Source organism: Heyndrickxia coagulans 36D1, from assembly GCF_000169195.2.
GTDB classification, from domain to species: Bacteria; Bacillota; Bacilli; order Bacillales; family Bacillaceae_C; genus Weizmannia; species Weizmannia faecalis.
The window spans coordinates 3,394,141-3,416,489 of the sequence record NC_016023.1; the positions used below are offsets into that span (position 1 = coordinate 3,394,141).

At 44.2% G+C, this 22,349-nt stretch carries 23 protein-coding genes and 1 pseudogene; 10 read left to right on the forward strand and 14 right to left on the reverse strand.

All coding sequences use genetic code 11. The annotated features are described in order from the left end of the window. Positions 1–128: 128 nt before the first annotated feature. Entirely contained in the window at positions 129–1,214 is a 1,086-nt protein-coding gene (locus BCOA_RS33575) for a DUF3900 domain-containing protein (protein ID WP_026104549.1), read from the forward strand. A 27-nt stretch (positions 1,215–1,241) separates the two neighbouring features. Here the strand turns inward: BCOA_RS33575 and BCOA_RS33580 are convergent, their stop codons facing one another. The 10 genes and pseudogenes from BCOA_RS33580 to BCOA_RS33620 all read right to left on the reverse strand — a co-directional run bounded on the left by BCOA_RS33580 (position 1,242) and on the right by BCOA_RS33620 (position 10,857). Further along, on the reverse strand, positions 1,242–2,606 hold the full coding sequence (locus BCOA_RS33580; protein WP_199772173.1) for an amino acid permease: 1,365 nt from the start codon (positions 2,604–2,606) through the stop codon (positions 1,242–1,244). A gap of 287 nt (positions 2,607–2,893) precedes the next feature. Further along, positions 2,894–3,031 carry a hypothetical protein gene (locus BCOA_RS35425; RefSeq protein WP_014098376.1) on the reverse strand — a complete coding sequence of 46 codons (138 nt, stop codon included), beginning with the start codon at positions 3,029–3,031 and terminating at the stop codon, positions 2,894–2,896. A gap of 194 nt (positions 3,032–3,225) precedes the next feature. Beyond that, positions 3,226–4,257 carry a polysaccharide pyruvyl transferase family protein gene (locus BCOA_RS33585; RefSeq protein WP_014098377.1) on the reverse strand — a complete coding sequence of 344 codons (1,032 nt, stop codon included), beginning with the start codon at positions 4,255–4,257 and terminating at the stop codon, positions 3,226–3,228. Between the two features lie 301 nt (positions 4,258–4,558). Beyond that, complete coding sequence (locus BCOA_RS33590) at positions 4,559–5,743, reverse strand: MFS transporter (protein ID WP_014098378.1); 1,185 nt, start codon at positions 5,741–5,743, stop codon at positions 4,559–4,561. 132 nt (positions 5,744–5,875) lie between these two features. Then, positions 5,876–6,178, reverse strand: a complete 303-nt coding sequence (locus BCOA_RS33595) for an ArsR/SmtB family transcription factor (protein ID WP_026104548.1) — start codon at positions 6,176–6,178, stop codon at positions 5,876–5,878. A 54-nt stretch (positions 6,179–6,232) separates the two neighbouring features. After that, positions 6,233–6,621: pseudogene (locus BCOA_RS35760) on the reverse strand (IS1380 family transposase); the annotation flags it as partial. 125 nt (positions 6,622–6,746) lie between these two features. After that, positions 6,747–8,837 carry an SA1320 family protein gene (locus BCOA_RS33605; RefSeq protein ID WP_014098381.1) on the reverse strand — a complete coding sequence of 697 codons (2,091 nt, stop codon included), beginning with the start codon at positions 8,835–8,837 and terminating at the stop codon, positions 6,747–6,749. Between the two features lie 10 nt (positions 8,838–8,847). Next, positions 8,848–9,069, reverse strand: a complete 222-nt coding sequence (locus tag BCOA_RS33610) for a hypothetical protein (protein ID WP_014098382.1) — start codon at positions 9,067–9,069, stop codon at positions 8,848–8,850. A gap of 32 nt (positions 9,070–9,101) precedes the next feature. Next, positions 9,102–9,722: a DUF1672 family protein gene (locus BCOA_RS33615; protein WP_014098383.1), complete on the reverse strand. Its 621-nt coding sequence runs from the start codon at positions 9,720–9,722 to the stop codon at positions 9,102–9,104. A gap of 220 nt (positions 9,723–9,942) precedes the next feature. Beyond that, positions 9,943–10,857: a DUF1672 domain-containing protein gene (locus BCOA_RS33620; protein ID WP_014098384.1), complete on the reverse strand. Its 915-nt coding sequence runs from the start codon at positions 10,855–10,857 to the stop codon at positions 9,943–9,945. 521 nt (positions 10,858–11,378) lie between these two features. On the opposite strand from BCOA_RS33620, the gene BCOA_RS33625 reads away from it, so the two are divergent. The 4 genes from BCOA_RS33625 to BCOA_RS33640 all read left to right on the forward strand — a co-directional run bounded on the left by BCOA_RS33625 (position 11,379) and on the right by BCOA_RS33640 (position 15,863). Beyond that, complete coding sequence (locus tag BCOA_RS33625) at positions 11,379–12,071, forward strand: response regulator transcription factor (RefSeq protein ID WP_014098385.1); 693 nt, start codon at positions 11,379–11,381, stop codon at positions 12,069–12,071. Continuing rightward, positions 12,068–13,072, forward strand: coding sequence for a sensor histidine kinase (locus BCOA_RS33630; RefSeq protein ID WP_014098386.1), 1,005 nt, complete (start codon positions 12,068–12,070; stop codon positions 13,070–13,072). The genes BCOA_RS33625 and BCOA_RS33630 overlap by 4 nt, the downstream gene beginning before the upstream one ends. A 96-nt stretch (positions 13,073–13,168) precedes the next feature. Then, positions 13,169–13,930 (forward strand): ABC transporter ATP-binding protein, encoded by a 762-nt coding sequence (locus tag BCOA_RS33635; RefSeq protein WP_088775938.1) that lies wholly within the window; start codon positions 13,169–13,171, stop codon positions 13,928–13,930. Beyond that, on the forward strand, positions 13,920–15,863 hold the full coding sequence (locus tag BCOA_RS33640; RefSeq protein WP_014098388.1) for an ABC transporter permease: 1,944 nt from the start codon (positions 13,920–13,922) through the stop codon (positions 15,861–15,863). The genes BCOA_RS33635 and BCOA_RS33640 overlap by 11 nt, the downstream gene beginning before the upstream one ends. Positions 15,864–15,958: 95 nt before the next feature. Here the strand turns inward: BCOA_RS33640 and BCOA_RS33645 are convergent, their stop codons facing one another. Continuing rightward, positions 15,959–16,258 (reverse strand): hypothetical protein, encoded by a 300-nt coding sequence (locus BCOA_RS33645; RefSeq protein WP_014098389.1) that lies wholly within the window; start codon positions 16,256–16,258, stop codon positions 15,959–15,961. 109 nt (positions 16,259–16,367) lie between these two features. Between BCOA_RS33645 and BCOA_RS33650 the strand changes: the two genes are divergently transcribed. Then, positions 16,368–16,658 carry a DUF1292 domain-containing protein gene (locus BCOA_RS33650; protein WP_014098390.1) on the forward strand — a complete coding sequence of 97 codons (291 nt, stop codon included), beginning with the start codon at positions 16,368–16,370 and terminating at the stop codon, positions 16,656–16,658. Between the two features lie 152 nt (positions 16,659–16,810). On the opposite strand, the gene BCOA_RS33655 is transcribed toward BCOA_RS33650, so the two are convergent. Continuing rightward, entirely contained in the window at positions 16,811–17,749 is a 939-nt protein-coding gene (locus tag BCOA_RS33655; protein ID WP_014098391.1) for an NAD(P)/FAD-dependent oxidoreductase, read from the reverse strand. A 17-nt stretch (positions 17,750–17,766) separates the two neighbouring features. Next, a complete protein-coding gene (gene folE / locus BCOA_RS33660; RefSeq protein WP_014098392.1) occupies positions 17,767–18,414 on the reverse strand; it encodes a GTP cyclohydrolase I FolE in 648 nt (215 codons plus the stop codon). Positions 18,415–18,815: 401 nt separating this feature from the next. Here folE and BCOA_RS33665 point away from each other — a divergent pair, with 401 nt between their 5' ends. Then, positions 18,816–19,019: a cold-shock protein gene (locus tag BCOA_RS33665; protein WP_013859272.1), complete on the forward strand. Its 204-nt coding sequence runs from the start codon at positions 18,816–18,818 to the stop codon at positions 19,017–19,019. A 155-nt stretch (positions 19,020–19,174) separates the two neighbouring features. On the opposite strand, the gene BCOA_RS33670 is transcribed toward BCOA_RS33665, so the two are convergent. Continuing rightward, positions 19,175–19,426 (reverse strand): hypothetical protein, encoded by a 252-nt coding sequence (locus BCOA_RS33670; protein ID WP_014098393.1) that lies wholly within the window; start codon positions 19,424–19,426, stop codon positions 19,175–19,177. 249 nt (positions 19,427–19,675) lie between these two features. Between BCOA_RS33670 and msrA the strand changes: the two genes are divergently transcribed. The 3 genes from msrA to BCOA_RS33685 all read left to right on the forward strand — a co-directional run bounded on the left by msrA (position 19,676) and on the right by BCOA_RS33685 (position 22,336). Beyond that, a complete protein-coding gene (msrA, locus tag BCOA_RS33675) occupies positions 19,676–20,206 on the forward strand; it encodes a peptide-methionine (S)-S-oxide reductase MsrA (RefSeq protein ID WP_014098394.1) in 531 nt (176 codons plus the stop codon). 97 nt (positions 20,207–20,303) lie between these two features. Further along, on the forward strand, positions 20,304–20,600 hold the full coding sequence (locus BCOA_RS33680) for a phasin family protein (protein WP_014098395.1): 297 nt from the start codon (positions 20,304–20,306) through the stop codon (positions 20,598–20,600). Between the two features lie 65 nt (positions 20,601–20,665). Further along, positions 20,666–22,336 carry an ABC1 kinase family protein gene (locus BCOA_RS33685; protein ID WP_014098396.1) on the forward strand — a complete coding sequence of 557 codons (1,671 nt, stop codon included), beginning with the start codon at positions 20,666–20,668 and terminating at the stop codon, positions 22,334–22,336. The last annotated feature ends 13 nt before the right edge of the window (positions 22,337–22,349 follow it).

Here is a 22,349-nt window from a genome sequence, read left to right on the forward strand (position 1 = left end):
TTTTCAAAAATCCGTTTTCCTATCCATTTTAATCCCGCAAATCATCCGCGTCCAGCAAGCACATTGTGGAAACCCGTTTTTTCAAGTAAAATAGTGCTCAGTGAAAAAAGAGAAACCGGGTGAAACGATTGGATTTTAACATCAATTTCCTTTCCTTCTATGTCATCCAGACAGACGGGGAAGGCGAACAAACGAGAAAACAGTTCAGGCACTTTCAAACTTTAGATCGCGAAAATTATGAGATAAGTAACGTAAAAGACTTTCTCGATGGCGAACTTGAAAAAATCGTAAAAAGGAAAGTGGATAAGCATCCGAAGTCCGAACAAGTACCGACGAAAATCGGCCGCTTTATTGTGGAACCGGGCTACGGCCTTGACTCCAACCCGAACTTCAATTTGTTTAACCGTGCGCGTATGGCCGGCACGATTGGTGAGTTTCAAAAAGCAAGCGAAGCCTTTCTCGCCGCCTATCTGGACACCAATGCTGTCAGGGACGGCGCGTTTCTGATCGCAAATGCAACGATGCGGAAATACTTCGATGAACCGTTTGTTTTTTTGTTGAAATGCGATTTCGAACCGAAAGTCGCCACGATTGCCGATGAATCCACATTGTTGAAAAAAGTGGAAATGGCGATTACCACAAAAGGCATGAAATCCATCCAGTATCCGCATATGCCGGAAGAAGGCATGATTGAAGAATCAGAGCTGAAAATTCACCAGGCATCTCACGCCCGTTATTTCGAAGAATTTTTAAAGTATGTGGAATACGGCGAATCGATGCCGGAAATCATGAAAGCGCAAGTGAAGACGATGGTGGAAGAACATTTTCAGGAAGTGCTGCATGAAGACAGCATCGAATACGAGCAATTCGAAAAAGAACTTGAGATTTGGGAAGCAAGCCCCAAGCGGACGTTACAGGAACGATTGCCGGCGGAACAGGTTATCGAAGCCGCGGCCCAGATTGTCGAAACTGCCCCGGAGGCCGATTTGCGAATGAAACTGGACCATATTTCGGTGAATGCCCTCCTTTCCGATTTTGGCGAAACGGTCCATCTCGCCAAAATCGGAGACCGGTATGTCACGATCGTCGAGTCTGAATCCATCCTCTTTGAAAAAGGGTTTTCCCCCGTTGAATTTCTGCAGCCGGACGAACTGGATCATGTGCTTGAACGGTTGAAGAAGAAAGCCGGGGCCATCGTAAATGAACAAAAATAGCGTGCTCCATTCGCACGCTATTTTTGTTCATGATTGGGGGTGATCCAGTATCTTTTTCCCTTTGGATGCTTGCACTTTCGCATTTTTTGAACTTGCACGGCCAATGCCGAAAACAAAGTAACAGACCGTGACAAGGCCAAGAAAGACAATGCCCGCAACAAGTGACATCCTTGTTTCATCATTAAACCACATGCCGATCAGGACAGCGATTAAAAATGCAATGGTTACATAGTTGGAAACCGGTGCAAACGGCATTTTAAACGGATGGTTTTTCATTTCAGCCTTTTTCATCTTTCTAAACCGGATCTGACTGATTAAAATGACAAACCATGGCACCATCCCCGGCAGGACGCTTGCACTGTATACATATACGAACAGATTTTTCGGTGCGATATAGCTTAACACTACACCAATCACAAGGCCGACAAGAACACCGATTGTACCTAAAAGTGGAACGCCATTGCTTGATACTTTCGTGAAAATTTTCGGTGCCTGGCCGTTCACGCCGAGCGTATACAGCATCCGGCCGGCACTGTAGATACCGCTGTTGCAACCGGATAATGCGGCGGTAACGACAACAAAATTAATGATGCCGGCTGCGGCCGTAATGCCGATTTTTGCAAAAGTCGCCACAAACGGGCTGCCGATGGAATCAAGTTCATTCCACGGATAAAGCGTAACAATGACGAAAATGGCGCCAATATAGAAGATCAATATGCGCCAAATGATATTTTGGATCGCATTTTTCAATGTATGGCTGGGGTTTTTTGCTTCGCCTGCCGTAATGCCGATCAGTTCAACACCCTGGTAGGCTGCTACGACCAAAGATAAGGCAAAGAAGAAACCTTTCAGCCCGCCGGTAAAGAAACCGCCATGCTCCCACAGATTGGAAAACCCGACGGCATGCCCCCCGTTGCCGATCCCGAATAAAATGATGGCAAGCCCGGCTATAATCATAAAAATAATCGTTACCACTTTAATCATCGCAAACCAGAACTCAAACTCGCCAAACGATTTTACAGATACGAGGTTGGCCGTTCCGAGGATCACCATGGCTACAAGCCCCGGAATCCATGCCGGCAAGTGCGGAAACCAAAATTGCATGTAAGATCCAACGGCAATGATTTCCGACATACCGACAATCACCCACTGGAACCAGTTGCTCCAGGCTGTGAGAAAACCTGCGAGCGGATGAATGTACTGATGGCCGAATGTGGCAAAGGAGCCCGTGCTTGGCTCAACGTAGAGCATTTCTCCCATTGCACGCATAATAAAAAAGATAAAAATCCCGGCAATCGCATACGCCAGCAACACGGACGGCCCTGTCCACTTAATGGTGCTGGCAGACCCCATAAACAACCCGACACCGATTGTACCGCCAATCGCAATCATTTGAATATGCCGCGCATGCAAGCCTCTGTTTAACTCTCTTTCTTCCACGCCATTCACTCCCGCTGTTTTTTTCAAACATGCTTAAAAAATAGAAAAATAGCATTGTCAGTCTTTATAACAAATTACTTTTTCATTGTAATATGTTTTTACCCGAAATACAATTGTTTATATACAAGGAACAAGTATTTTATTATCATAGAATAATTTAAACATTCCTTTTTTTATTTGTTTTTAAAAAAGACTGTCCCCAAAGAGGAGCAGTCTTTTTAAACAGTGCATCGGGCCCGCTACCGGTTGTTTCTTTCTCTTACATCATCGTTCGGTGAGTTTCCAGTTCCATCTTTTGCTTTGCTGTTCGGTGTCCCGAATATTTGATTGTCTTTCGTGACTTTCGCGCCTTCCAAAAATCGATCTTTTTTCTTCATGTGCATTCTCCTTTGTTGTTGATTCACGTTCAGCCGGGACCGCGCGTCAGGCTGCCCCGCCTAATTTTGCGCCCTTGTTTTACTATTTGCAGGCAAGTGGTAAACATGCACGCCTTGTTAAAAAAGCCCGGCGGATACAAGCTGAACATAAAAGTGGGTTTAATACGGCCGACATCGGATAGACGTGCACCATTTTAAGATTTAAAATAATCCCGCAGTACCTGGAAATCTTCCGACAAATCTATTTCATTCGGTTCCGTCTGGAGCAAGCGGGCAATCAACGGTTCCAGTTCATCCGGATCCTGCTTGTCCGTATACTGGATAAAATTCAATCCGGAAAGCCAGTCGGTATAGGAATGTTTAGCTTTCCCGTAGCTATTGCCGAATACGAGGCACGGCGTTCTGGTGATAATTGAAAAAATCATCGCGTGCAACCGGTCGGTAATGACAAGTTTGCGCGAGCCGATCCGGTGCAGCATTTTCATAAAATAGGTTTCCCTGTCCGCATAATCGATCGTGTCCACTTCCGATAAAACGGTATCCGTGCGGTCAACAGGCCCGATGTTCGCAGCTCTTTCCATGAGTTCGGAGACAAAATTTTCATCTGTCACTTTTTCTTTATCCGCCCTTAATACAAAAAGCACGCCATCCCTTTTTAGATCCTGCGGTTCAATTTTTAACGACAGAACCATATCCGGGGTGTACAATACATTTGCGTTGAAGGTCTCCTTGACGAATTCCAGGCTTTGTGATTCGCGGACACATATGGTGAGATTTGGATTACTGCCATAGGCTTCCTGCGATTTCCTTTTCTCCCGCTGTCCTTTTTCGGTAGGTTCAAAATAAACGGATTGCGGCATAGAGATGGTTTTATAATCTTTAAAAGCCGAGATTACTTTTCGACGGTCTTCTTCAATGTCCAGGTAGAGACTGCCGAGATTACCGCCGCCCGTAAAGCAGACGATGTCCTCTTTCCCAATGATCTTTTTCACAAAATCAATTCCCTCATCCGTCGCATAATCCATTATTTCGATGTATTCGTAATAAGGAAAATGGTTACGGATAAATTTTTCCTCTGCATAGGCAATGGCCTGGTCCCCGATATTTGTGTAGCTTGGGGAACCAAAGAGGAAAACTTTTCTTTTATCATTGTATAAGGCATCGGGTTCCACATTTGGGGCAATCCCCTTTGCCGGTTTTTGACCATTTCGGATTTGTTCACTCATACATTATCCCTCCGTCATCGTTACGTGATTATGCTTGCCGGATAATTTCTTGTACCCATTTATAAGGGGCAATACACTTGGATGAGCGAACAAAACCTAAAATTTGTTATTTTAGTATATTTTTTATATTCTATTTACGAGTTTGAAGATGAGCATCATAATGGGGTTCAGAACTTAGGGACAAGTTCTGAACCCCTATTTGTCTACAATCTGAGCATGTGCAGGAATTCTTACTTGGTATTCGTTCCTTGCTTTGAACTTTCAATTCACTAATTTGACAACAAGGTACGATTCTAACAATTTATTGCGACTTCACGACGTTGCAGTCGACTGAGGTCTTTTTAGAAGGAGAACGTGAAGTCAATATTGTTAATCCAATTGCAATTGTAACGCCTAAAGCGGCTAACCAGGTAATGGAAGTGAGGGAAATTCTCTCTACAAAGATACCCCCAATGCCTGCCCCTGCCGCCATGGCCAACTGCATCATTGATTGATTGAGACCGAGCAATACACTAGATGATTCCGGCTCTATTGTAGCTAGGTGATATTGTTGAGTCGGGCCAGTAGACCATGCTGCAAAGGACCATAATATTAATATGACCAACACGCCCACGTAAGAGTGGGTAACGATTGATAACAGAACGAGCATGGTGATATGTAAGATCATGCCACCAATGAGTGTGAACCGCACACCCCACCGATCGGTACTAAATCCGCCAAACTTTGATCCAACTAGACTGGCAATACCAAATATAAGGAGAACGCCGCTAAGCAATTTGTCACTTACACCTGAAATATTTAGCAGGTAAGGGGATAAGTAGGTATAAACAATGGAATATCCGCCAAGCCAGAAAAAAGTGATGGCTAATCCGAGTACCACTTTTGGTTTTTTTAATAAAGCGAGTTGCTGATTTAAAGGTGTCAATTTTTCCACCTGAATTTTTGGAATGGTAAGCGAAATAATAACCATCGCAACTAATCCAAGTAAGGCAATCCCTCCAAAAACAGCCTTCCAACCCAGTACCTCACTCGTCATTCTTCCAAGTGGAACGCCAATGATTAATGATGCTGTCAATCCCATAATGACAGTGGCAATGGCGCTAGCTTTCTTCCCTTTTGGAGCAATTTTCTCCGCAATCGTTAAGGCTGTCACTACAACCATTCCTGCACCAAAGGCCATAATAATCCTTGAGACAATAAAGAATCCATAACCAGGAAGGATGAATGCAAGAATATTTCCAATAACAAATAGACCAAGTGAATATATCATTAACTTACGTTTATCCATTCTGGAGGTGATAGCCATTAATACAGGTGTGAAAATAGCATATACAAGCGAAAAAATGGTTATTAACTGACCAGCTGCTGCGAGAGTAATGCCTAATGATTCCGAAATATTATCCAAAATTCCGGAAATGATATACTGTGAAGTTCCAACTAAAAAACTTACGATCGCTAAGATATAGATCTTACCAGTGTTTGACAAAATAAATCACTCCTTCATCATCAAAATATATCAGGGTTGAACGTTTTGTATCGACAAAAACACATATCGTGATATGTCGATATGTTTAAGGAAATGAAACTGAATTCATAATTAGGATTCAGTTTCATTTCCTTAAATATTCTTTTCAAAGAGAGTGGCAATTTTTTTTATGGCTTCTTCATCTCTTTTGTAGTAAGTATATTTACCAATACGTTCTGCCGTAATTAACCCAGCTCGTTGCAGTATGGAAAGGTATTGAGATGCTGTGGATTGCGTCATTTTCAATTTATCTGTTATTTGACTAACACATACCCCTGTAGTATTCATATCAATCCCTTCGTGGGGCGTAAAATGACGATCCGGTTCTTTCAGCCATTGTAAAATTTGCAATCTTGATTCATTGGATAAGGCTTTAAAGACTTCAATGAGTTCCATACAAATCATTATATCGAAAAATAACGATATGTCAACATATGATTCTGAAACAAAATCCAAAAAGGGTTCCATCAGATCCATCGTGCGTGTTTTGAATTCAAGATCGGCACCCTCCATCTTTTTCAGCTATAACAGGTCCTTATTTAAAAGCGTATCGCGCCGACAGGTTCCGTCTATAAAGGACGTGAGAAAAGGATTATCCTGCAAAGTCTGGAAATGAAACAGCCGGAAACAATTGGCCAGCCAGTCAATCACAGGTATACAAAGATTTTGCTTAAAGAATATTTGGCATTGTATTTTTTCAAGCAGTCAAAATCCTGGAAAGTCTGTTTAATCTTCATACTTTCCAGAAACTGCAAAATCGGGAGCAGCCTGCTAAAATTGACACTCTTCCCTAAATGGAACGCATAATTGATTTTTAAGACAGAGGTGATATCATTCAACTTAAAGGTGCCCTCCCCTCCCTTATATGAGAGATTCAGGGCACCTTTTTATTTTACTTTCGTAATTCAGGATTATCTCTTTTTTGTCTTTATAAAATGATAACGGATGCGAATTGTTCGAATTATTAAATTAAAGTCCCCATCTTTACTTGCTCCATTAAAGTGCTAATGTTATGGTTGACATTGGCAGCATGCTTTCCCAGTTCAGAAATGGCAAGTGATTCGTTTTCTTGAAGCTGGTACGCAATGTCGGCAAACTCCAGTTTCATGGCTTCCAAAACGGCTAAAGCCGCTTTGTTGTAAAGAATAACAGCTTCATACTGTGTGCCGTTAAAAATCGCGGTTTCAATATACGGTTTTAATGCATCTAGAATATCAGGCATTTCTTTCATTAAAGTCAAAAACAATTTTTGCAGATGTTGAACCGTATCCATTTTCTCCCGGAGAAAATGATCTAAAGCGGAAAATTCAGAACGGATAAGATTGTCTACATTTGTAAACGGGATACGAATGATGGCCATTTCCCATTTTAATGCTTTCACAAGTAAATCTACTTCACAAAGCAATGCTTCCAATTTGTATACCTCATTCAGTGATGCGGCAATGAGCGGTTCCATAAATGCTGTAAACCGGTCGGCAAATTTTTGAAAGCTTTTGTTAAGCTGGTTACGTCGAATTGCCATTCCCGATTTTAAATATGGTGAATCAATACAATTTATTTTTTCAGCTGGCGATGCAGAAACTGTTGCCGCAACCTGGGCATTTCCCGATCCCATTTGCATGGCTTCTCCGATTTCTCTATCTATTTTTTCCATCCCCATTTTTACATCTTTCGTGTGTGTAAGAAAAAGGGAAACATCCCGGCGGACATTTTTGTTATTCGTCTCAATCACCCGGTAATGCGCTTTCAGTTCATCGACAATGCCATCAAGAAAGCCATTGTCAATGCCCCAAAATATGAGCGGCAGGTGATTGTATTTTAAATTTGTAAGTGCTTCTTTCATTTTATCAATTGCATGTATGATTTTTTCAATGGTATAAGGAATTTCCAGCAAAGGGCCTGCGAGGCGGGCTGCCGCTGCTTCAACTGCTGCAAACATCTGATCAGCAAGCGGGATATGAACCGCGTCCTTTAATTTTAAAAATCGGGATATATCGGGCGAGACTGCCACTACGGCCTTTTCGGCCAACCATTTTTCACTAATATGCAAGATTTCTTTCAGTACTTGATGTTCTACCATGATTGCGTCAAAGGCATGCTGGAGATTTGTTTTTCTGTTATCAAGTCTGCTCCCCTCTGTCTCCACGATGTCAATCGATTTCTTCAAATATTGAAAAGATTCTTCGCATGCTGCGAGGATGCGCGATTCCAATACTTGAGCGAGTTGTCCGATATGTTCCGTATCAATATCAATTTTTTGCCCCTTTCCTGCGCTTTCTGCTGTTAACGTTTCCCCTGTCCAGACACTTGCCGGAACCCAAGCATCGGCGCTGAACCGGATTTTTCCGTAAGAGACAGTGCCTTTTTGGCCGATTGTCACTTTTTCCACGGGCATGCCGGTGTTTTTATCCTCGATATAACCGGTGTGATTGTTTGCAAACCATTTAAACCAGCTAATGCCAAAATCAAGTTTTACTTTTTCACCTGGAAGGCGGTTTTCCAAACCAGCCGCTTTTTCCAGTAACGTTAAAGGATCATAGGAACCACAGTAATTGGTGATCCGGAGTTTCTTCGTCTTTTTGCCTTTCATGTCATCGGTAACCTCTGGTGGCAATATGGCCGGATCGAGCGTGACGGAATGAACGCCTTCTTTTACAGCAACATAGTTTGCCAGCGCACCGCCTAATGAATTGCCGGCAACATGATCAATACGGCCGTACTTCTTTTTCATTTTACGAAAAAATTGATCGGCATCTTTAAACTGCTGGGGCGTTGCATCCGATAATACCAAATCCCCATCTGTCAGCACATCTTGGTTACGTTTTTCTTTTTGTGTGCCTTCATAAATGAGGGAAATTTCGCCTGTTGCCTTATTTTCGACGACCATTGCATCGAGGCCGGAAGATGCACGGTTAAAGTAAGTATACCGGACATGGTACAATTTCCTATTGATTTTTAGTAGTGCACGATCTTCAGGATGTTGATAAACATTAAAACCACACAATTTAATAAGATCTCGATCAGAAGTATTATCATTTTGTTTTAAAATGCTCATTAACCACACCTCATTTACTAGGTTCCAAGATGATATCATCTATCCCTGATGTCGTACCTTCCTGCTTTTTCGCCGTTCCTGTTCTTTTTAATATTTCGTTACTTTTGATATAAACACCATAATTCCCCGGTGGTAACCCATTTGATTTTTTTAATTTATTAATCACTTCTTTGGCTATTGATTTATCTGGGAGACTATGTTTTTTCTCCATAAAAAATGTGAGCGTAATCATCATTCCCTCCTTATCGAATGGTGTTTGCTTTATTAAATGTATAGCAGAAAGGCATGATAGGCTTCTGGAAATATTAAATCCGACGTACTTGTGTAGTAATATGGGGTGGTGAAACCAGTGCTGGCAGTATGATCCACAGCTTCTTTGGTCCTACCAATAACCGGGTATTCTCTCGCAATCGCCGTACAAAATGCATCCAGCTTTTGAAATTCCTTTTCATATGCCATGACATACAAACCTGTTGTAATTGCCCCTTCAACAGAGCCCTCATAGGCGCCCACATCGCCAATCTTTTTGTTTTCCAAATCAATTCCAACGATGACAGAGGTATGAAATTTCGGATCTTTTTTGGATTCAACAAATACAACTGCCGCGTCAGTTGCGCCGTATATATGATGGACGGTGATATCCAGATGGTATTTTTGGATAAAATATTGCTTGACCCTTTGAACGATTTGTTTCCGGTGCTGATTCGCAAATTTCCCTGTCTCTTCTCCGTTATCAAACGAATAACCTTGCCCCGTGTAATCCTGTACCGGCATGTACTCTGATGCTTCCGCCCGCTTTTTTTCATCCCCTTTATGCGGCATTAAGCTACACCCCCCTAATAAAAACAGCAGCATCACGACCATTCCGCTTCTTTTAAAAGTCATTATTTACACTCCAAACAAAAGTAATTTTCCTTTTTAGAAAAACTGATCTAAAATGCCTGGCGTTGTATCCGACTACCATTGCATCAGGACCGGAAGATGAATGATTATAGTTAGTTTGTTTAACAATAGATATACGAACGAAATTTATTTATCTTTTGAGGATGGTCACATATATGGAATCCGCTCAATTTAATCAAATCCTGATCAGAAATACGTTTTTTCATTTCGCCACTTCCCCATTTGGTTCAATAATCACATCATTGTTTTTTGTATCTGAATCTTCATAATCCTTTTCGGTTCCAGTCCGCATTAAAATATCATTACTATTTACGGATATTGAATATTCACCCGGCGGAAAATCTTTTTGTTTTTTCAATTCATCTTTTATCTTATTTACAAGCGTTTTATCAGGGTGCTCATGTTTTTTTCGCATATAAAATGTTAATTCTATTATCATATTGTCAGGAACGAATTTTTGATCTTCTATCTGCTTTTTTAGATTCTGACCAGTGGTTTTTGGGTTATTTAGAAAAGATTTGTAAGCCTTTAAAAACTCTAAATGCGTCGTATTTAAATAATAATATGGCGTAGCATAACCGGAATCAACTGTATGATCCACAGCTTCCTTTGTCCTGCCAATAACCGGGTATTCTTTCGTAATCGCCGTACAAAAATCATCCAGTCTTTGAAATTCCTTTTCATATGCCATGACGTACAAACCTGATGTAATTGCCCCTTCAACCGAGCCCTCATAGGCGCCTACATTGCCAATCTTTTTGTTTTCCAAATCAATTCCAACGATGACAGAGGTGTGAAATTTCGGATCTTTTTTGGATTCAACAAAAACTACTGCCGCGTCAGTTGCCCCGTAGATCTGATGGACAGTAATATCCAGATGGTATTTTTGTCTAAAATATTGCTTAACCTTTTCAACGATTTGTTTCCGGTGCTGATTGGCAAATTTCCCTGTCTCTTCTCCATTATCAAACGAATAACCTTGCCCCGTGTAATCTTGTACCGGCATGTACTCTGATGCTTCCGCCTGCTTTTTTTCATCCGCTTTATTCGGCATCAAGCTACAACTTCCTAACAAAAACAGCATCATCATGATTATTACGCTTCTTTTAAACTTCATGTTCTCACCTCAACAATACCAGCATTTAGCCCGCTGCAAACAGTACATAAATCCGCGAAAAAAATTACCTTTCTACTTTCATTCTATTAAAAAGCAATATTATCTACCCATCTTCCTTGGAAAATAAACCAAAATTTTTATATTTGTACATCCTCAAAATTTTCATTTAAGTTGATTTTAACAGCTGTACTGCATAGCGTCCATCAGCCAATTGACGCATCTCCCGCGTTTCTCCAACGAAAAACGTCCTTTCTACAGGTACCAATTTATTCTTTTCGGGTTCTCGATAAGCATTCTGATTGCACGCATCTGGGATTATCATTCATATATTTTAGCGCTTTCGGGCATTGCGTTCCTTTTTCTGTGATTTGGAAGAGCATTGGTTTGCTTTCTAAAAGAAGTGATAAGGAAAAAGCGCAGCAAAAGGAAGTATGCCGCGCTTTCTCGTTGATGGTTAATGTAGCCTGCTTTCGCCTTTTCTTGTAAAATGGAGGGTAGCAAAAATAGAAAGAGTGGTCCGGTTGATAAAAATTCTAATCATTGAAGACGATGTGACGCTGTTTCGTGAAGTGAAAGAAAGACTTTCGCAGTGGTCATTTGAAGTTGCGGGGATCCGCGATTTTGGACAGGTGATGGAGGAATTTGCGGAATTCCGGCCTGATCTGGTAGTCATTGACATCCAGCTACCGAAATTTGACGGGTTCCACTGGTGCCGACAAATTCGCGCGCACTCCCATGTCCCAATCCTTTTCCTTTCTTCCCGCGACCATCCGACAGATATGGTGATGGCGATGCAGCTCGGCGCGGACGATTATGTGCAAAAGCCTTTTCATATCGACGTGTTAATCGCCAAAATCCAGGCTATTTTGCGTCGGGTATATGCCTACACGAGCGAGCAGACGGTTTTAAAAACATGGTGCGGGGCCACAATCGATTTGCAGAAAAACACGGTCGAAAATGAACATGGATGCATTGAACTGTCAAAAAACGAAATGTTTATTTTAAAAATATTGGTGGACATGAAAAACCGGATTGTGAGCCGCACGCATCTGATCGAATGTTTATGGGACGATGAAAGGTTTGTGAGCGATAATACATTGACCGTGAACGTCAACCGCCTGCGGAAAAAACTTTCCACGATCGGGCTCGGTGACTGTATCGAAACAAAAGTGGGCCAAGGCTATATGGCGCTTGAAAAGGATGCCGGCCTATGATCCGGATATTTCTTGTTGAACGAAAAAGCTGGGTAATATTTTTTGCCGCCTGCCAGCTGATGCTGCTTTTCATTGCATGGCTTGATCCGCAAATCGCGCTTTCATCCGTTCTTTATATCGTTTTTTTAGAAACGATTGCTTTTCTTCTTTTCCTTTTCTTCCGCGCCCGGAAAGAAGTGAAATTTTATCAAAGCCTTTCAGAATGGGATGGGGATCTTGATACGAGCGAGATCACCCGCCCCAGAACCCCTTTTGAACAGATCGTGCATCAGGCCGTACAAGCGCAGGCGGAACATCTACGGGCGGAAACCGACCGGAACGCGTCCGCGGTGCAAGAAGAACAAGATGAATTAACAGCATGGGTACATGAGGTCAAAACGCCGATGACCGCCATGCAGCTCATCATTGACCGGCTTCAAGATGAAGAAGCAAAAGTGTCGCTCAATTATGAATGGCTGCGCATCCACCACCTGCTTGACAAACAGCTTCATGAAAAACGGATCGGCAATATGGAAAATGACGTTTATATGGAAAATGTTGACCTGAAACGCCTGATCTTCCAGGAAATCAAAGCGATTCAGCCATGGTGCATTCAAAAAGGCATCGGTTTTGACGTCTCACCGGGGGTTCCGGCAATGGTTACAGATGCAAAATGGCTGTCGTTTATCCTCCGGCAATTGCTGGTAAATGCGGTCCAGTACAGTTGCGGGACAGACATCTCCATTTCCGGAAAAATAGCAGACGGCCGCTTCCAATTATCGGTGGCAGACAAGGGGCGCGGCATTGACCCGAAAGATTTGCCGCGCATTTTTGAAAAGGGCTTCACCTCTTCTGACCGCAGCCAAAACAGGGGGGCAACCGGCCTCGGCCTGTATCTTGCCAAAAGGGCGGCAGAAAAATTAAATATCCTGCTTACTGTCCAGTCGGTTCCCGGCGCCGGTTCGACCTTTACGCTCATCTTCCCGGAAAGAAATAGCTTGCAGCAAATTACAGGCATGTGACAAAACTGTCATATGCTTTTCTGTATTGTTAGCTGAAACGAAGGAAGAAACATGCCGGCTTTTCTATAATGAAATCATATCAGAAAGGGGGAGCCAATCATGATCCTTGAAGCAAAAAATGTTTATAAAACGTACGGCAACAAGTGGAACAAACAAGAAGTTTTAAAAGGGATTGATTTAAATGTTGAAAAAGGAGAATTCACGAGCATTATGGGGCCGTCAGGTTCCGGAAAAACGACATTGTTAAATGTTTTATCCTCTATTGACCGGCCCAGCCGCGGTTCCATTGAAATCGAAGGCAAGGCGTTGACGAAAATGAAAGACAAGCAGCTGGCGGAGTTCCGGAAAAGGCATTTAGGCTTTATTTTCCAGGAATACCATTTGCTTGATACGTTAACGGTGAAGGAAAATATATTGCTGCCGCTGTCTGTGAAAAAAGTTTCAAAACGCGAGGCGGACGAAAAATTCCATGCGGTTGCGGAAGAACTTGGCATTATGGATATTCAGGACAAGTATCCGAATGAAATATCCGGCGGGCAGAAGCAGCGGACATCGGCAGCGCGGGCGTTTGTCCATGAACCGGGTCTTATTTTTGCCGACGAACCAACAGGTGCGCTCGATTCAAAGTCGGCATCCGACCTTTTGAATAAATTAAGCCGCCTGAACGAAAAAAGAAAAGCAACCATCTTAATGGTCACCCATGATGCGGCCGCAGCCAGCTATTCGGGCAGGGTCATTTTCATTAAAGACGGGCAGATTTATTCGCAACTGCATAAAGGCACCGAATCAAGACAGGATTTCTATCAGGCCATCCTGAAAACACAGGCCGTGCTGGGAGGTGTGCAGCATGACGATTAACGGTTTGATTTACCGCAATTTTAAAAAGAACCTTCCGCATTATGCGCTGTATATTTTCGCACTCGCCTTCAGTGCTGCATTATACTTTGCGTTTGTGACACTGCAATACGCCCCTTCTCTCGTCGAAGTAAAATCTTCCGTAAAAGGGCTGGCCGCGCTGAAGGTGGCGTCGGTTTTGCTGATCGTCATTGTGGCGGTGTTTCTCTTTTATGCCAACCATTTGTTTATGAAAAGGCGGAGCAAGGAAATCGGGCTTTTCCAGCTTGTCGGCATGACGAAAAAAGAAGTGTTCCGGATTTTAGGGACGGAGAATTTTTTGCTCTACTACGGCTCACTCTTTGCCGGCATCTTTTTCGGGTTTGCGGCATCCAAGCTGCTGATGATGCTGCTGCTCCGGATCATTCAAGTGGAAACAAAGGTTTCCCTTTATTTTTCGATGAAGGCTTTCGGGCAGACGCTCCTTGTCTTTACCATTATTTTCATCCTGGTCCTGCTGATCAACAGCATCTTTATCAAACGGCAGACGATCCTTTCCCTTTTCCGTACCGTTTCCTCCACGGAAGACCGGGCCGGACGAATCTCCAAAGCGGGATTGCTGCTCGGGGTCATCGGATTTGTATGCATCGGGGCAGGATACTATATTTCATCAGAATTGTTCAATGGAGACTTTGTAACAGTGCGTGCTCTGTATACGGCAATGATTAGCATTTTAGCCCTTGTTATTTTCGGGACCTATCTATTTTATAAGACTTCTGTCCGGTTTGTCTTTTACCTTATCCGGAAAAAGAAAGGCGGGTATCTGAATATCCGGGATGTCATGTCACTATCCGCCATCATGTTCCGGATCCGTTCGAACGCAGTGCTGCTGACCATTATCACAACCGTGTCGGCGCTTGCGATCGGCTTATTGTCATTAAGCTACATTACCTTTTATTCTGCTGAAGAAACAGCCCATAATATGACAGCTGCGGACTTTTCATTTATCAAGACGAATGAGGCAAAACAATTTACAGAACGTTTAAATGAAAACAACATCGCCTATGAAAAAGAAGAAATTGAAGTCGTAAGGGTTACAGCCGATTTAAGCAGCCTGTTCGATAAAAAGTCAAAAGATCTGAAGTTCGACTCCAAAGCTGTACCGATAGCGGTCGTAAGCGATGCGGCAGTAAAAGGAATGGATGTAAAACCCGGGCAGGCGGTTTTTTCCGGCTATTCCGATGCTTTAGCCAGATTTATGCCGATGAAATCGGAAGGGATGATTGACTTAACGGGCAAGCGGAAAACAGCCAGACTGCGCACCGTTGCCCTTCGAAAAGACCAGGTTCTTTCCAATTATTTTTCAGGCAGCATGCCCGTTCTGGTAACGGATGATGCATTATTCCAGGCGTTAAAAAAGGATACGGACCCAAAAATTCAATTGGACTCGAATCTTTTTACCGGCATCAATCTGAAAAAGGATGAAGATCTTGGCAAAGCAAACCGGTTGTTCCAAAGTCTGCATTTCCCTTCGGATTCCTTTGCCTACTCCAGTCCTGAAATCATCAAAATGCAAAAAGAAAACATGGGGGTTATGATGTTTATTGTCGGATTTCTTGGACTCACTTTCCTGGTCACATCCGGCTGCATTTTGTATTTCAAACAAATGGAAGAAAGCGAAGAAGAAAAACCGGCCTACACCATTTTGCGCAAGCTTGGCTTTACCATGCAGGATTTAACAACAGGGATCCGGATCAAGCAGCTTTACAATTTCGGCATTCCACTTTTGCTCGGTCTTGCGCACAGCTACTTTGCAGTAAAATCCGGCTGGTTCTTTTTCGGGTCCGAACTGTGGACACCGATGCTGATCGTGATGGGCCTATATACGTTGTTTTATTCGGTATTTGCCCTGCTCTCTGTCGAAGGATTTAAAAAGGCGATACGCGATTCCTTATAATGATCACCCCTTGGGCATCCAAGGGGTGATTTTGTCATTTCCGGAATTGAAAAAACACCATTATGGGTCGTCTCCACGCAGGTTTGTTTCTGGACTCACCGTTTTAACTTGGCGTTTTCTTCCGACACAACGAAAGCCAAATCGTCATTGCCAAATAAGGATAATACATTCAATACAGTCCCGGTGCTGATTTCTCCCGCTTCTTCTTTCGGTACCGTTAGGGCAAGCGCTTCTTCCAGCAAGCCATTTTTTTCTTGTTGCGGATATGCCCTGCTGTAAAGTTCTTCCGGATCAAGCCCATTGTTCACGCACCACTGGGCAAAAATGAGTGCCATCATTTTCTCATCCATTTTGTATTGCTGAATGATTTTTTCTTCCATGTCTTTTTTATCCATATATAAACACTCCTTTCCGATAGTCGGCTGCGATCATAAGCGTATTTTTTCGGCATGTTTTTTCCGTTTTTGTATACAATACCGAACAAGAAGCGAAGGAGGAGACCCGATGGCAAATATTGAACAGGGTGAAGTGTTTACAATTACGGAAAACGGGCATGAGCAGGAAGTGGAAATCATCGGCGTATTGTCGCTGGAAGGAACAGAATATGCCGCCGTTTCTTTTGTTGAAGATTTAGAGGAACAGACAGGCCGGGACTTAGATGTGTTTTTCTTGAAAACAGACGAAGAAGGCGACCTGGACGCCCTCCATTCGGACGAAGAATATGAAAAAGTTTCTGCCGCATTCAGCCGGGTGCTGGGCGGGGAAGATGCCCCACAAACTGGCGGCCGGGATTAAAACAGAAAGGCACGGGGCAAAATGTTTTACAGACCATCGCCTCTGTACACTTTCGTTGCTTTTTCCGAAAAACGCCCCATCTTCTCGCCGGAACGCATTGCCCGGCCTTATGCCGGCGTGCGCAGGGCCGTGAAGCCGGTAGATCGTTTATTTTACCGGGCGGGTACTCCCGCCAAACGGGAGGCAATATGCTTTGCTGCAGCAGCCCCCTGCCCGGCCGCCCCTGCAATACTGGAATAAAGCGGGCCAAGGCAGTTGTCTCCGATTGCATACAGCCATTCACATTCGGTTTTCCCGTAACCGTCCGAAACAATGTACCCGTCCGCATCCGTCCCGGCAACATCCTGAACGAGACCGCTGTTCGGTTCCATCCCAATCCGGACGAAAACTGCGGATACCGGCAAAAAACAGGATTCACCGCTTGAATGGATGAGTTCCACCGCTTCGGTTTGGTTTTCCCCGATAATGGTTTTCACACGCATATTCGGCAAAATCCGAATGTTCCTATATGATTGGGCCCGACTGAGATATGCCTGCCTGGCCCTGAAACGTTCCGAGCGGTGAATAAGATAGACGTGCGCCCCTGCTTCGGCAAGCAAACAAGCCCCCTCAAAAGCACGGTCGCCGCCGCCGACAACTGCAACAGATTTCCCTTTAAACAAATGACTGTCCTTCGTAGCCGAATAAGTTTCCCCGCGGGAGAACATCTCTTTTTCCCCCGGCACGCCGAGCTTTCTCCGGACGGCACCGGCAGCATAAATCAAGTAGCGAAAACCGATTTGGGTCTTAAGCCCGCCTGTTTCCGCCACCGCAACTTTTCTTTTGGCATCTATCTTTACGGCACGCGTATTCACCCGGTACCGGCATTGCAACGACTCGGCATGCCGAACAAAATAGCGGCGCATTTCCTCCCCGTTTTCCGCTTGCAGGCCGGGATAATCAATAATGCGATTATGGATCAGCCCGAGCTGCCCGCCAAGCATCTGCTGTTCCTCAACGAGCAGATGGTCCATGCCAAGCCGGCTGCACCAGATCGCTGCTGAAATGCCGGCAGGGCCGCCCCCGATGATCAATATGTCCGCATCCAGCATAAGCACCATCCTTTTTTCTATTTGAGTAAGGACAAAAATTCGGCGCGCAAATCCGCCCGCCCTTCAAAAATACCGCGGTAAGACATCGTTGTCGTGGACGCATCCGACTTTTTCACGCCCCGCCCGCACATGCACATATGCTTGGCCTCTAAAACCACCATCGTGCCCTGCGGTTCAAGCACTTCTTCCACCGCATCCGCAATTTGTTTTGTCAGCCGTTCCTGAACTTGAAAACGCCTGGCGTAGCCGTCGACCATGCGCGCAATTTTCGACAGGCCGGTGATTTTTTCATTTGGAAAATAGGCGACATGAGCGACGCCGAAAAATGGCGCGAAGTGGTGCTCGCATATGGAATAAAATTCAATATCTTTTACGAGTACAAGCTCCTTGTGATCGTGATCGACATCAAATGTTTTTGCCAAATGCAATTTCGGGTCTTCCCGGTACCCTTCTGTATATTCCAAAAATGCCTTCAGCACCCGGTAAGGCGTTTCCTGCAATCCGTCGCGGTCCGGATCATCACCGCATAAGTCAATCAGACTGCGGACGGCTTCCATAAATTGGCCTGACTGTTCGAGTTTTTTGCTGATCACAGTGTGATGATCTATTTGATCTTTAAAAGTTTCTTCTATGAGTTGATGTTCCTTTTGTCCGGAAACAATCATGAATGGGTACAGCTCCTTTTGCAATGAAGTTTTCACTATCCGGCTATTTAAAAGTGTACAACGGCTGCCCGATTATATCAATGTTGATGCCGCAAAGTGTACCAAGCTTTTTTCCAAATGGAAGTCCACGCCTGGGATGAATGCGGGCACCAACGGGGGGTAAAAACCGGCCGGCGCATATTTTCAGGACATATAAGTTGGATTACTACTTCTGTATGTGTTGCCAGAAGCGATGTCTGTCGCGATCACAATTGATTTTGTCACGAAAAACTGAAGTTTTTTTTATAAAGATAAAGCAAAAAAAGCCGCAAATTTTACCTGCAAATGAGAAATGGCGTTTAAAACCCGGGATTCTGGATATATTAAAAGCAAGAAAGGTTAAAAATTAGGAGGCATTAAACGTGGAACATGGTACAGTAAAATGGTTTAACAGTGAAAAAGGCTATGGTTTTATTGAACGGGAAGGCGGAGACGACGTGTTTGTCCATTTCTCAGCCATCCAGGGTGAAGGCTATAAAACGCTCGAAGAAGGCCAGAAAGTATCGTTTGATGTGGAAGAAGGATCACGCGGCCCGCAGGCGGCAAATGTTCAAAAAGAAGACTAACGGTGCCCTTTGCGGCATCGTTTTTTTTGCATGAAAAAGGCCGCATTTCCCGCCACTTAAATTTTTTCAGCCATCGTAAATCCGATTGGATCGGTGCCCACTTCCCCACCAAAAAAAGAAACCCCGTGTATACAGGGTTCATGCTGTGCGAACGATTATCCAGCTTTTCTGTATGACGGATCGCCTTCCGGATATTCATGCGGCAATTCTTTCCCTGACGCGCAAAGCATCATCAAGTATGCCATTCCGAGCCCATAGGTAATCATTCCTCCTAGCAGGAAACCCCAAAACAAAATCAAAGACCAGTCCGTTGTGTGAGCGCTTACAATGAAGTGAATGGCAAGAAAAACCACACTCATGATCAGCTCAGCGGTTGCAAGCAGATAGTACCCCTTAAATTCCTTCATTTCACAACCCCTCCCTTTTGTATATTATATTACTTTATGTTCACAAAATGTTCAAATTTTAAACACATTTTTTTAAAAATTTTTTGCACTTTAGTGGACAACACAAAAAAGATATGTTCTAAAATCCAAAACCGGGCAAATACAGCCGGAATTTTTTGATTTTTCCGCAGCAGACCGGGCATTCTTTCTTGTCGTGATGCGCAGGAAATGTTACGATTTAGAAAAAGTATCACCTTTGGAGGAGAAGAAATGGCGGAACAATTTCAGAAAGCAACTTTTGCCGGCGGCTGTTTTTGGTGCATGGTCAAACCTTTCGACCAGTGGGACGGCATTGAAAAAGTCGTTTCCGGGTACACGGGGGGAACGGTTGAAAATCCTTCGTATGAGCAAGTAAAAACCGGAACGACCGGCCATTACGAAGCCGTCCAAATTACATATGATCCGGCAGTTTTTCCGTACGAAAAACTGCTCGAAATTTTTTGGCAGCAAATCGATCCGACCGATGCCGGCGGCCAGTTCCAGGACCGCGGCTCCAACTACCGGGCAGCCATTTTTTACCATAATGAAGAACAAAAGCGGCTGGCGGAAGCTTCAAAAAAGCAGCTTGCAGAAAGCGGCAAATTCAAAAAGCCGATTGTCACTGAAATTTTGCCGGCGAAGCCTTTTTATCCTGCCGAAGACTACCACCAGGATTTTTACAAGAAAAACCCGAATGCCTATCACGAAGACCGGACGAAATCGGGCCGTGACACGTTTATTGCTTCCCACTGGGAAAAATAGCCCGTTCATTGGCCGTTTTTTCACACCTTTCCGTTTGTGATTCCGGCCGGATTGGGCTATGATTACATTAAGATAGAGGAGAAAGGAAGGAATTGGAATGCGCGATAAAGTGAACCAATTGTTATCACTTGGCCTCGGCATGGCGGTGCTCAGCAAAGAACAAGTGGAAAAAGCAGTCAACCGCCTCGTGGAAAAAGGCAACCTGACAAAAGCGGAATCCACACAATTGATTGATGAACTGCTGGAAAAAGGGGAACAATCCAAACAAGAACTGAATCAGGCCTTGAAAGACCGGGTCAACGAGATCCTTTCTGAAATGAATGTTGCGACAAAAGATGAAATCAAGGCGCTGGAACTTCGCATCCAGCAGCTTGAAGAACGGTTGAATCCGTAAACCGGTTGGCCCTTTTGCCCGGGGCCGGCTGTTTTTTTGCATAAAACAAAACCGGGGGTGGTTGCTTGCTTTCCAGAAAAATGAAGCACGGAAAAAGATACCAGGAAATTGCCGGCGCCCTGATTAAAAATGGCCTCGGTTATTTAATCAGCGATTGGGGCCTTTCGGATTTACTTCCTTTTCCCTCGAAAAAAGCGGCTCCCCGCACCCCCCACCGCAGCACCGGGGAAAGGATCCGGCTGTTTTTAGAGGAATTGGGCCCGACCTTTATTAAACTCGGGCAGCTTGCCAGCTCCCGCCGTGATATTTTGCCGGAATCGATTATTGCTGACCTGGAAAAATTACAGGATAAGGCCACGCCGTTTCCGTTTGAAGAAGTAAAAAAGATTATCAGGGACGAATTTGGAGCGGGCGTTGAGGAGCTTTTTGCCGAATTCGATCCGGAGCCGCTCGCAACCGCATCGATCGGACAAGTGCATAAAGCCAAATTGCATACGGAAGAGCCGGTTGCGATCAAAATCCAGCGCCCGAATATCCGCCCAGTCATTGAAACCGATCTTGAAATATTGGAAAGCCTGTCCCTCTCCCTAGAGTCCCGTTTTGAATGGGCAAGGGCATACCAATTGCGGGACATTGTCGAAGAATTTTCCCAGGCGCTGTTGTCCGAGCTAGATTACTACCATGAAGGCCGGAATGCGGAACGGATCGCCAAACAATTTGAAGGCGATGAAAACATCCGGATTCCGAAAATTTACTGGGACTTTTCCACAAAAAGAGTCCTGACCATGGAGTACATAAAGGGCAGGAAAATCAGCGAATTTTTCAGTGAAACAGTCCCCGGATACCGAAAAAAAGCCATTTCTGAACGGCTGATCCATTCGATGCTGCAGCAGATTTTTGTGGAGGGATTTTTTCACGGCGATCCGCATCCGGGAAACATTGTCGTTTTGCCCGGCGATGTGATTTGTTATATGGATTTTGGCATGGTCGGCCGGCTTACGGAAGAGACCAAGTACCATTGCGCCTCACTTGTCATTGCGCTGATGCGGGCGGATACGAATGCCATTATGAAGTCGGTCGATGCGCTTGCGGAAATTCCGGAAGAAACCGATCTTCATCTGCTGAAGGAAGATGTCGAAGTTCTCCGCGAAAAATATTATGATCTGCCGCTCAGCCAGTTAAGCTTGCGGGAAGCCATCAATGATTTATACCATCTTGCGTTCAAATACCATATCCGCTTCCCTGCCGATCTGACGATACTCGGCAAATCGCTGATTACGGTGGAGGGTGTCGTGGAATCGCTTGACCCGGAATTCAGCCTGATCGAAGCTGCGCGCCCATTTGGGGAAAGGCTGCTTCGGGACCGTTTGCGGCCGGGCAGGGTCGCACAGAAAGGATGGAAAACGTTTTTGGACCAGGCGGAAATTTTGCTTGAGCTTCCGAAAAATTTGCGCGATATTTCCAAAACGATGCGGAAAGGCAAATTCAGGATGGAAGTCGTCATACCGGATTTGCATTTATTTTTGGAAAAACTTGACAGGATCAGCAACCGGCTTTCCTTCGCGATCGTCCTGCTCGCCTTTAGTATCCTGATGGTCGGGCTGATGATCGGAACGTCCATCAGCGGCCAATCGACGGTGATCTGGAAAAACCCGATCATTGAGATCGGATTTGGTGTCGCAACATTGATGCTTTTATGGCTGTTGCTGTCCATTTTTAAATCAGGAAAGTTTTAAAGGAGTTTAGAAA

Coding starts and splice junctions, on each gene's coding strand:
- BCOA_RS33580 (WP_199772173.1), bottom strand. CDS start 2,606: ATGATTGCGATTGGCGGTACAATCGGTGTCGGGTTGTTTATGGGGTCT.
- BCOA_RS35425 (WP_014098376.1), bottom strand. CDS start 3,031: ATGAAGAAAAAAGATCGATTTTTGGAAGGCGCGAAAGTCACGAAAGAC.
- BCOA_RS33585 (WP_014098377.1), bottom strand. CDS start 4,257: ATGAGTGAACAAATCCGAAATGGTCAAAAACCGGCAAAGGGGATTGCC.
- BCOA_RS33595 (WP_026104548.1), bottom strand. CDS start 6,178: ATGGAACTCATTGAAGTCTTTAAAGCCTTATCCAATGAATCAAGATTG.
- BCOA_RS33605 (WP_014098381.1), bottom strand. CDS start 8,837: ATGAGCATTTTAAAACAAAATGATAATACTTCTGATCGAGATCTTATT.
- BCOA_RS33610 (WP_014098382.1), bottom strand. CDS start 9,069: ATGATTACGCTCACATTTTTTATGGAGAAAAAACATAGTCTCCCAGAT.
- BCOA_RS33615 (WP_014098383.1), bottom strand. CDS start 9,722: ATGACTTTTAAAAGAAGCGGAATGGTCGTGATGCTGCTGTTTTTATTA.
- BCOA_RS33620 (WP_014098384.1), bottom strand. CDS start 10,857: ATGAAGTTTAAAAGAAGCGTAATAATCATGATGATGCTGTTTTTGTTA.
- BCOA_RS33630 (WP_014098386.1), top strand. CDS start 12,068: ATGATCCGGATATTTCTTGTTGAACGAAAAAGCTGGGTAATATTTTTT.
- BCOA_RS33640 (WP_014098388.1), top strand. CDS start 13,920: ATGACGATTAACGGTTTGATTTACCGCAATTTTAAAAAGAACCTTCCG.
- BCOA_RS33645 (WP_014098389.1), bottom strand. CDS start 16,258: ATGGATAAAAAAGACATGGAAGAAAAAATCATTCAGCAATACAAAATG.
- BCOA_RS33650 (WP_014098390.1), top strand. CDS start 16,368: ATGGCAAATATTGAACAGGGTGAAGTGTTTACAATTACGGAAAACGGG.
- BCOA_RS33655 (WP_014098391.1), bottom strand. CDS start 17,749: ATGCTGGATGCGGACATATTGATCATCGGGGGCGGCCCTGCCGGCATT.
- folE (WP_014098392.1), bottom strand. CDS start 18,414: ATGATTGTTTCCGGACAAAAGGAACATCAACTCATAGAAGAAACTTTT.
- BCOA_RS33670 (WP_014098393.1), bottom strand. CDS start 19,426: ATGAAGGAATTTAAGGGGTACTATCTGCTTGCAACCGCTGAGCTGATC.
- msrA (WP_014098394.1), top strand. CDS start 19,676: ATGGCGGAACAATTTCAGAAAGCAACTTTTGCCGGCGGCTGTTTTTGG.
- BCOA_RS33680 (WP_014098395.1), top strand. CDS start 20,304: ATGCGCGATAAAGTGAACCAATTGTTATCACTTGGCCTCGGCATGGCG.